Here is a 9936-nt window from a genome sequence, read left to right as displayed (position 1 = left end):
TAAGGAAGGCCGACTAAAACCGGCCTTTGCGGCCAACGTCGACACACCCCTATGAAGGGGCGTGTTTCCTTTATCTCATTTAAGGAAGATCGGCTAAAACCGCCGCTTTGCGCAGCAACGCCGACCTACCCGCGATGCGCGGGCACAGTTTGTACGTCGCTAAACGGGCGCTTCCGCTTTTGTTCTTGCCATAAAGGGGTGTTTTTAAAAACAAGGGGTTGTGGTTGATTATAAAGAAACTTCGACACTCGTTTTAGACGGGACGAATGCCGAAGTTTTTCAATGCACGTTATTTTGTATCCATCAAAATGTTTGTGACTTTATCTACTACATAGCTGCTGCCGCCATCATCTTCAGTATGTTCGACCATCATGGAAATCAGAATATCTTTTGACTTCGATGGGTAACCGACAAACCAGCCGTTTTCTGCACCTGATTCCTGCTCAAGTGTCTTTTTCAATTCAGCCGTACCTGTTTTACCAGCAATTGGGAAGTCCGCCTGCTGTGCCCCGTTTGCTGTTCCTTTTGGTGATGATACGACCTTCCGCAATGCTTTCTGCAGAAGATTTACTTGCTTCGTGGTGATTAAATTCTTTTTCCATACCTGACCATCTTTAGCGTCAGCAAGTAAAGTCGGTTTTATCATATTTCCTTTGTTCAGAATCGGTGTATACGTCATTGCCAGATGCAATGCACTTACCTGCAATTCGCCTTGTCCGTAACTTGAATTTGCAAGCAGAACTTCATCATCTATACTTCCGCTCGATGATATCGTTGATTTCTGGATCGGATATTTAAAAGGCAATTCCTTACCAAAGCCAAATTGTTTCATGCCTTTCACATATTTTTCGGACCCCATCTCAACTGCCTGCATTGCAAAATAAATGTTGTCGGATCGAATCAGGGCATCCGTGACGTCAACTGGCTGGCTGGACGTGGATACACGGGTAACTTCATAATCACCCCAACCCTCACCTCCGCTCCAGGTAAGACCGTTTATTTCAATACCTTCTCCAGGTTTGATGGTCCCATTATCTAATCCGATTGCCGCTGTTACTGGTTTAATCACTGATCCCGGTGTAAATGTTGCCGAAAATCGATTGATCAATGGCTTTTTTGGATTGTTTTGCAGTTCATCCAATTTGGATTGGGAAATACCATATAAAAAATCGTTTGGGTTAAAAGAGGGACTGCTGACAAGTGCCAGTGTCTCACCGGTCTTTGGATCTATCGCTGCCGCGGTACCGGCTTCCCCGTTATAGCTCTGGAAAATTCGCTTCTGTAATTCGGCATTAATTGTTGTTACAATATTTTCGCCGTCTTTTACCGGCTTTTCCGCAATAACAGTTGTTTCACCGTTCTTATTCGTGACGGTTATTTTAACTCCCTCTTCACCTTTTAGACGTTTATCAAAAAGTTGTTCAAGACCGCGTTTTCCAATCATATCATTTGGACTGTAGACTTTGGAATCACGTTTTTTCAGTTCTTCTGCAGTAATTTTCCCTACATATCCGACCAGGTGTGCAGTGGCTTTGCCGTATGGATATACTCTTCCCGTTACATCCCTTTTCACGACGGAGCTTAGTTCAAATAACTGGTTCAATAGATTATCATTGTTTTTTGATACCTTTTTGATCGGTACAAACATGCCAGGTTTTACCCAATCGGCATTAATACTGTTGTTGATTGATTCAACCGATATATTGAGCAGTTCAGCTATCTGTTGTTTTTGCTGGCTGGCGTTCGAACCAAGCTTCCCGGGAACAATACCAATCTCGTAAACAACATCATTAATGGCAAGTGGCATTCGGTTGCGGCCCAGGATTTCGCCGCGGCGAGGCTCTTCCGTTTCCAGTCCAATCTTTCCGCCATTTTTAATTGCCGGGAAAATAAAACCGGGATTCCATTTAACATACCAGTTCTCTTTGTCCTCTTCGCCTTCTTTAACCAATGTAGCTTTATAATCAAAGTTAACAGGACCTGCAACAGTATCCATTTTTACTGTAAAAGGGATAGTAGCTTTCCCTTTTTCCATCGCTTTTTCTATTTGTTTGTCTGAAAGTTTCTCATAGGAAATTTTCAGGTTGTTGATGTTAAGATCTCCGTAAATATCTTTATACCTTTTCACATAATCCTTTGTTGGATATTTTTCAGTCGATTTTTCCGCAGACATATCGTACATTTTACTGAATTCCTGCTGGTTCCAATGGCTCACATATTTATCAAACCGCTCCTGCGGGGTAATTTCATCTTCCGAGCATGCGGAAAGCAACAGTACCAATAGGACAGGGAACAGCAGTATAACCTTTTTCATAATGACCCCCTCCACTATCTGAAAATCTATTATTATCATATCATTTTCCGCCTGAAAAAACATGTGTTTTTCCGTTATTTGTGCAGATACAGTTTTGGAATCGGCAAACATTTTTGTTCGATATAATGAAAAGCAAGACATTAGACCTATATCGGCAATTATTTCCCAGTCATACACAAAACTAGTTGATATTTGACAAAAGAAGACACCCAAAATGTATTGCAACTATTGTATAGTAGTAGTAAAGTAGTATTATAGTTCTTATTTGAGAACAATTTGATTAAAGGCCAGGATTAAAGTATTGGGTATTAAGAATCAGAATTGTTGTCTGCACACGAAATAATTAGGGAGGAATACTGAATGCAAAGTCCGGTAAAACAAGTTGTTTTAGATGATGAGTGGTTTGAGTTGATCAAATCGGCTAAAACATTGGGGTTGACTATAGAAGAAATAAGGCAGTTCCTGACAGAAGTGCAGCGGAAAAACCGATGATGGATAAAACTGTACATTATATAGAACCATACACCTTTTTATGGTATACTTTGTCTGAAAGAAGGTGTATTACGTGATAGGTGAAACAATAAAACGATTGCGCAAGGCTAAAAAGATGTCTATTTCCGAACTGGCCGAGCGGGCTGGTGTGGCTAAATCATATTTGAGTTCCATTGAGCGGAATCTTCAGTCAAATCCTTCTATCCAATTTATGGAAAAAATAAGTGCTGTACTGGATGTCTCCGTGAATGATTTGATTCGTAATGATGAACAGGAGAATAATAGAGGGGAACTGGACGGTGAATGGATTGAAATTGTGCGGGAAGCAATGGATTCGGGTGTCAGCAAGGAACAGTTTAAGGATTATCTTGAATTTACAAAATGGAGAAAAGAACAGGATAAGTAAGAGCTGACCGTACAGCTGCCGGGCTTGCGGTTTTTTGCTGTTTGGGTTTTGCGGTGATGGGAGGGTCAGCAGTGCAAAAATCTGTATATTGGCTTTTTCCTTTGTTATGGATGGGGGTGATCTTTTATTCGTCGGCACAGCCATATGAGGAACAGGATATCAAGCCATTTTTGGGGAACGCCCTAAATTTATCGTTTCTGGAACCGTTTGTTGGATGGATGTCATTTACATATCATAATTCGGAAGTAAGTGTGGAAGCGTTGGGTGTTGATGGCCTGATTGAGTTTTTTATCCGAAAAGGTGCTCATTTTGGTGTATATTTCATCCTGCTTTGTTTATTTTACATGGCATTCGTTAAAACGGTTAAAGGTGCACATTGGAAACTTATGGAAGTGTCGTATTTGTTGTCCATTACATATGCTGTTACAGATGAATTCCATCAAAGTTATACGGCGAACCGGACACCGTATGCGGGTGATATTGTTATTGATGGAATTGGAGCAGGGGCTGCAGTATTATTTCTGATTGTATGGAATCGGAACAGAAAACGTCGGCAAAAAAACGGAAAATTAACCAGATAATCACGCAGAACGACATAATTCGACAGCCTTTTTCGAGTGTTTATGGTATGATTAGCGTATAATTTTAAAAAGGCGGTATTGCAAATGGTAGAACAGGAAAAATTTAAGCATTTGCTGGAAAAGCTTATTGAAGATACAGAAAATGCCAAATTTCAATCGTCAGAGGAATTAATTAATGCACTCATTCATGAACTGGGTGCTGACAATAACAGCTTTCAAGTAAAGTGATTAAAAAGGATTGAACATCTATTGAATACCAGATTATATATTAAAAACGCAGCTATTTATACAGAAAATCAGGGGATTGTCCAGGGATCACTGTTTATTGAAAATGATAAAATGAAAGAAATACACACGGAATCGAGTCCGCCAGCTGATGCTGAGATTATTGACGGGACGGGGCTTCATCTGATACCTGGCTTTATCGATGGTCACATTCACGGGGCGGCAGGTGCTGATGTTATGGATGCGACAGAAGAAGCGATTGATACAATGGCCGGTGTATTACCTGAAGAAGGTACTACCGGTTTCTTGGCTACAACGATTACCCAGTCGCAGGAAAACACCGAGCAGGCACTTGAAAATATTGCGGCTTATCATTCGAAATCAGGACAGGCTGAAGTTGTTGGGGTGCATTTGGAAGGACCGTTTATTGAGAAAAGTAAAAAAGGCGCCCAGCCGCTGGAACATATTTTGCAGCCGGACCTTGATTTGTTCAGAAAATGGCAGGCACTTTCGGGGGACAGCATTAAAACGATAACGATGGCTCCCGAGCATGATCCAAATGGAACGTTTATCAGAAATCTTTCAGCCACCGGGGTCAATGTTTCAGCAGGACATACGGCAGCAGGATTTGAGGGCATAAAAAAAGCTGTTTCACATGGTCTGCGGCAAGTAACACACCTTTGCAATGCAATGACAGGAATTCACCATCGTGATATTGGTGCAGTCGGCGCTGCATTTGAATTGGAAAAACTGCGTGCCGAACTGATTGCAGATGGGATTCATGTTGCACCGGAAATGCTTGAACTGATTTATGCGAACATGGGCAGTGAACGGTTAATTTTAATCACGGATGCAATGCGTGCAAAGTGTTTGCAAGCGGGTGACTATGAACTGGGAGGACAGCCTGTTGCGGTAACGGATGACCGTGCTGTATTAAAGGATGGTACATTGGCAGGGAGCATTCTAAAAATGTATCAGGGAGCACAGCAGATGTTGCAGGTGACGGATGTCACAATCGGTGACATTGTGAAAATGGCAGCAGCCAATCCGGCTAAACAGTTGGGCATCTTTAACAGGAAGGGAAGCATTAAGGAAGGGAAAGATGCTGATCTTCTGCTGGTTGATGACAATATGACGATTAAGTACACGATTTGCCGGGGTGTTGTAGCGTATAAGGAGGAAGCATGAATGGAAATTTTGAAATGTAAAGACTATGCTGATATGAGTGAAAAAGCCGCTGAATTGATTGTGAATACAATAAACGGGTTGCAAAAGCCGGTTCTTGGTCTGGCTACAGGTTCCACCCCTGAAGGATTGTACCGTAATTTAATTAAGGCATATAAAAAGAATGCCGTTTCTTTTGTAAACGCAACAACCTTTAATCTGGATGAATACGTCGGACTCCGTGAAGATGATCCAAACAGTTATAAGTATTACATGCGTGAAAAATTGTTTGATGCAGTTGATATTTCTGTTGAACATACACATGTACCAAATGGGGATACCGGAAACCCTGAGGAAGAGTGTGTAAGGTATGAAAAACAGATTCGTGATGCCGGTTATGCTGATTTGCAAGTATTAGGTCTTGGATTAAATGGTCATATTGGTTTTAATGAACCAGGAAGCAGTTTTGATACGAAGACACATACAGTTGATCTGGATTTATCAACCAGAAAAGCGAATGCACGCTTTTTTGATTCATTGGAACAAGTCCCTGAACAGGCAATAACAATGGGAATCAGTACAATAATGCACGGCGAAAAAATTGTTCTGCTCGTATCAGGCATTAATAAGGCGGATGCAGTAAAAAAATTGGTGCATGGAGAGATCACCGAGGAATTCCCTGCGTCTGTTCTGCAGCAGCATGGAAATGTGATTGTAATTGGGGACGAGGCAGCACTGTCAAAGTTAGGATAACATCGGTGCGTGGGGATCGATGCAGTTTAGACATCGATCTCCACATATGCACTGCCTTTATGGGTCACCAACGCAGTGTCACTGGTCAGATTGGTAACCCAATCCAGGAAACTTTCCTCGAAACCGTCTCTGACATAAACGATAAATTCCACTTTTTCCAAATAATGAATCGATTCAAGTACGTGATCAGAGTTTCGCAATTCATTTTCCAATTTTCCCAGCATCGAATAGTCAACAGTTACTGAAAATCCGTTCATTAACCTGCGCTCCACTACACCCGCTGTTTCTATCGCCAGGGAGGCGCTGCTTCCGTAAGCACGAATAAGACCGCCGGCACCCAGCTTAATCCCGCCAAAGTATCTGGTGACAACAATTACAGTATCTTTCAGGTCCCGTTTTTTAAGAACTTCCAGTATTGGTACACCGGCTGTTCCGCTGGGCTCGCCATCATCATTGGCTTTTTGGATTTGGTTGTTCCCGCCGATCATGTATGCTGAACAGTTGTGGGTTGCGTCGTGGTGTTTTTTCTTTATTTGATGAATAAATGCCTGTGCCTCCTCCTCTGATTCAGCTCGTTTCACATAACCGATAAAACGTGACTTTTGAATGACAAACTGATTTTCAACTTCTTTTTTTACGGTATAATAAGTAGATAGCATAGGAATATTTTGCCTCCTGTTTAATATAGAAGATTGGAACCTGCAAATTTTTGAAACATGGGTTGTCACCATGCCTTTAGGTGACGAGTTGGTTGCACGTATGCAGTAAGAAAGTTTTATATTTTCCTATCTGCTAAAAAGTTTTCGTAAAGCATGCTAAAAGACCCTATTAAAGAAAAATATGGATACGAATAATTATATCATAGGCTGGTGGAACTGTATGTCAGAAAAACTGGAACAGAAAACATTGGACTTTGTGATTGATGAAATGTTTGATGTCGTGGAAAACAGTAAAGATGAAATATTCAATATCAGTGAAGAAACAAGAAATGAATATGAGACGCTTACTGAAGAACTGAAAAAGACCAAAGAAGAGATGGCTCAGCACATTACTGACGGTGACCAGCTTGAACAGAAAGTGCGTTATTCCAGGGAGCGTCTTTCAGAGGTCAGTGAATATTTTGATCGCTATTCCGAAACAGAAATCCGCGAAGTTTATGAAAATACGCATAAAATGCAAACGCAATTGGCCGTGCTTCGTCACGAAGAAAAAGAGTTACGGAATAAACGGGATGATCTGGAACGGAGACTGGTTGCCCTGGATCAGACATTTGAACGTGCAGATGGATTGGCAGGAAAAATATCCGTTATTCTCACTTACTTAAATGATGATTTTCGGCAAGTAAATGAAATGATTGCTGAGGCAAAGGAAAAGCAAGAATTCGGGTTGAAAATCATCGAAGCGCAGGAAGAAGAACGCAGAAAAATTTCCAGGGAGATTCACGACGGGCCAGCCCAGATGCTTGCCAATATTTTGCTCCGATCTGAGTTGGTTGATCGTACATTCCGCAACGGTCCTGTGGAAGACGCAATCAAAGAAGTGAAAAGTATGCGTAAAATGGTACGGTCTTCGCTGTATGAAGTGCGCCGCATCATTTATGATTTGCGTCCGATGGCCCTGGATGACTTGGGGCTGATTCCAACCATTAGAAAATATATTGCAACCATAGCAGATTATAATGATGCTGAAATCACATTTTCATCAGTTGGGGAACAAAAGCGGCTGCACCAGAAATATGAAATAGCTTTTTTCAGGCTTGTTCAGGAGGCTGTACAAAATGCAATCAAGCATGCTGATTCCACATGTATTAAGGTAAAAATAGAAATAAATGAGCAAAATATTTTAGTAGAAATAAAGGATAATGGCAAAGGTTTTGACCCGGACATGAAGCATGATAAGTCATTCGGATTAATCGGTATGCGGGAGCGGGTTGAAATGTTGGATGGAACTTTGTCGATTGACACTGGTATCGGTAAAGGGACAACGATTCAGATCAACGTTCCGTATAACCCATCATAATGCTATACCATTTTTCAACAGATTTATGTATACTAATACTTAAATAGAGATTTAGCCTTCATAGATAATGTAATGGGGTAATTTAACATATACAGAAAATAATCAGGGAGGAACAATACCGATGAATACGAAACGAACTAGGATTGTATTGATTGATGACCACAAGCTTTTTCGCGAAGGGGTCAAAAGAATTTTGGAATTTGAACCATCTTTTGAAGTTGTAGCAGAAGGGGACGATGGGCTGACAGCATCGAAAATTGTCAAGGAAAATAACCCCGACGTTGTACTGATGGATATCAATATGCCGACAATGAACGGTGTTCAGGCAACTGCGGATCTCGTTCGGCATTTTCCGGATACTAGCATTATTATTCTTTCCATTCATGATGATGAAAGCTATGTGACGCATGCGCTGAAAACCGGTGCACAAGGATACCTGCTGAAAGAAATGGATTCAGATTCATTAATTGAAGCGATCAAAGTGGTCAGTGAAGGCGGTTCTTACCTTCATCCGAAAGTTACGCATAATCTGGTGCAGGAATATCGGCGTCTTGCACAGGAAAACATGTCAAGAACAGCTGAAAAAAATCTCGAATATCGTAAACCATTACATTTGCTGACTCGTCGTGAATGCGAAGTTCTGCAGCTTCTTGCTGACGGCAAAAGCAATCGTGCAGTTGCCGAATCGCTATATATCAGTGAGAAGACTGTAAAAAACCATGTCAGCAATATTTTACAGAAAATGAATGTTAACGACCGAACACAAGCAGTTGTTTCAGCAATACGCAAAGGCTGGGTCGAAGTAACGTATTAAGTTGGAGTTTTGTTCCTTAACACTCAATACTCTGTCATCAAGGTTGGTGGCAGGGTATTTTTTATGCAGGAGGAATCGGAGATGGGCAGATATCAACAGAACAGTAAATTTATCGATAAAAGTGCGACATATCGTTGAGACAATAAATTCGCGGAGGGCGCTCTACCGCCGGATTATTCTCCCCAAAACAAATGCATTTTTACCAGTATTCATGTAAAATAGTAATACAAAAATAGAAGAGGAGAAGGGTAGATGATGAAGGTTGCAATAATGACTGACAGTACGGCATATCTTTCGGAAAGGTTACTCAAACAGAATGATATACATGTCGTTCCGCTTAGTGTTGTCTTTGATGATACTTCTTACCGTGAAGGAATAGACATTACTACGGAGGAATTCTATCAAAAGGTAAAAGCTGCCGAGCAACTTCCCAAGACTTCCCAGCCCTCAATCGGACAAATCACCAAGAAATTTGAGGAACTTGCCGATGATTATGATGCTGTCATTTCGATTCATTTATCCAGCGGGATCAGTGGAACGTATCAGGCGGCTGCAAGTGCCGGGGAGATGGTGGAAGGCATTGATGTCTATCCGTATGATTCCGAAATCAGCTGTATGGCCCAGGGATTTTACGCGCTGGAAGCTGCTGAGATGGCCAAGGCTGAGAAAAGCCCGGATGAAATTATTCAACAGCTTGATCACATGAAAAAGAGTATCCGTGCCTATTTCATGGTGGATGATCTCAGCCATCTGCAGCGAGGAGGCCGTTTAAATGGTGCTCAGGCAATTGTTGGCAGTCTCCTGCAAGTCAAGCCGGTACTGCATTTTGTCGATAAAGTAATCGTTCCTTTTGAGAAAATTCGTACTCGAAAAAAAGCAATTAATCGAATCTTAGGGCTGCTTGAAGAAGATGCAGGAAAAGGGAAGGAAATGAAGGTTGTTTTCATTCACGCCAATAATGAGCAATCAGCTGTTGAGTTAAAAAACAGGGTTGACCCAGCGTACGCTAATATGGAGAGTATGATCAGTTACTTCGGCCCGGTAATTGGGACTCATCTCGGTGAGGGTGCAATTGGTGTGTGCTGGTACATGAAATAGCTGGTTTATTCTGCCAGTCAGTCGGCTGGCAGTTCCATATATTAATAGAGGAGTGTGAGGCCATGCAGCT

Annotated in this window: 11 protein-coding genes; 9 read left to right on the top strand and 2 right to left on the bottom strand. The window is 41.6% G+C overall.

Annotated features, from left to right (window positions below):
• Positions 1-289 precede the first annotated feature (289 nt).
• The gene (locus tag ABD010_RS01125; protein WP_343809496.1) at positions 290-2314 is read right to left on the bottom strand and encodes a penicillin-binding transpeptidase domain-containing protein; all 2025 of its coding nucleotides are present in this window, start codon (positions 2312-2314) and stop codon (positions 290-292) included.
• A 360-nt stretch (positions 2315-2674) separates the two neighbouring features.
• Here ABD010_RS01125 and ABD010_RS01120 point away from each other — a divergent pair, with 360 nt between their 5' ends.
• The 6 genes from ABD010_RS01120 to nagB all read left to right on the top strand — a co-directional run bounded on the left by ABD010_RS01120 (position 2675) and on the right by nagB (position 5935).
• A complete protein-coding gene (locus tag ABD010_RS01120; RefSeq protein WP_343809494.1) occupies positions 2675-2806 on the top strand; it encodes an anti-repressor SinI family protein in 132 nt (43 codons plus the stop codon).
• A 73-nt stretch (positions 2807-2879) separates the two neighbouring features.
• Positions 2880-3212: a helix-turn-helix domain-containing protein gene (locus tag ABD010_RS01115; RefSeq protein WP_343809492.1), complete on the top strand. Its 333-nt coding sequence runs from the start codon at positions 2880-2882 to the stop codon at positions 3210-3212.
• Between the two features lie 71 nt (positions 3213-3283).
• Positions 3284-3793, top strand: coding sequence for a VanZ family protein (locus tag ABD010_RS01110; protein ID WP_343809490.1), 510 nt, complete (start codon positions 3284-3286; stop codon positions 3791-3793).
• A gap of 84 nt (positions 3794-3877) precedes the next feature.
• Positions 3878-4021 (top strand): hypothetical protein, encoded by a 144-nt coding sequence (locus ABD010_RS01105; protein WP_343809488.1) that lies wholly within the window; start codon positions 3878-3880, stop codon positions 4019-4021.
• A gap of 21 nt (positions 4022-4042) precedes the next feature.
• Positions 4043-5206, top strand: a complete 1164-nt coding sequence (gene nagA, locus ABD010_RS01100; protein WP_343809486.1) for an N-acetylglucosamine-6-phosphate deacetylase — start codon at positions 4043-4045, stop codon at positions 5204-5206.
• Complete coding sequence (gene nagB / locus ABD010_RS01095; protein ID WP_343809483.1) at positions 5207-5935, top strand: glucosamine-6-phosphate deaminase; 729 nt, start codon at positions 5207-5209, stop codon at positions 5933-5935.
• A gap of 26 nt (positions 5936-5961) precedes the next feature.
• Here nagB and ABD010_RS01090 read toward each other — a convergent pair whose 3' ends face one another.
• Positions 5962-6594 carry a YigZ family protein gene (locus tag ABD010_RS01090; RefSeq protein ID WP_343809481.1) on the bottom strand — a complete coding sequence of 211 codons (633 nt, stop codon included), beginning with the start codon at positions 6592-6594 and terminating at the stop codon, positions 5962-5964.
• Between the two features lie 220 nt (positions 6595-6814).
• Here ABD010_RS01090 and ABD010_RS01085 point away from each other — a divergent pair, with 220 nt between their 5' ends.
• From ABD010_RS01085 to ABD010_RS01075, 3 genes are all read left to right on the top strand, one after another.
• Positions 6815-7954: a sensor histidine kinase gene (locus tag ABD010_RS01085; RefSeq protein WP_343809479.1), complete on the top strand. Its 1140-nt coding sequence runs from the start codon at positions 6815-6817 to the stop codon at positions 7952-7954.
• Between the two features lie 121 nt (positions 7955-8075).
• Positions 8076-8768: a response regulator gene (locus tag ABD010_RS01080; RefSeq protein ID WP_343809476.1), complete on the top strand. Its 693-nt coding sequence runs from the start codon at positions 8076-8078 to the stop codon at positions 8766-8768.
• 255 nt (positions 8769-9023) lie between these two features.
• Positions 9024-9866, top strand: coding sequence for a DegV family protein (locus ABD010_RS01075; RefSeq protein WP_343810151.1), 843 nt, complete (start codon positions 9024-9026; stop codon positions 9864-9866).
• Positions 9867-9936: the final 70 nt, after the last annotated feature.

Origin of the sequence: Virgibacillus siamensis, from assembly GCF_039522605.1 — a bacterium.
Taxonomy (GTDB): Bacteria; Bacillota; Bacilli; order Bacillales; family Amphibacillaceae; genus Lentibacillus; species Lentibacillus siamensis.
The sequence above is the reverse complement of the archived record's forward strand: the minus strand, read 5'-3'. Positions and strand labels throughout refer to the sequence as shown.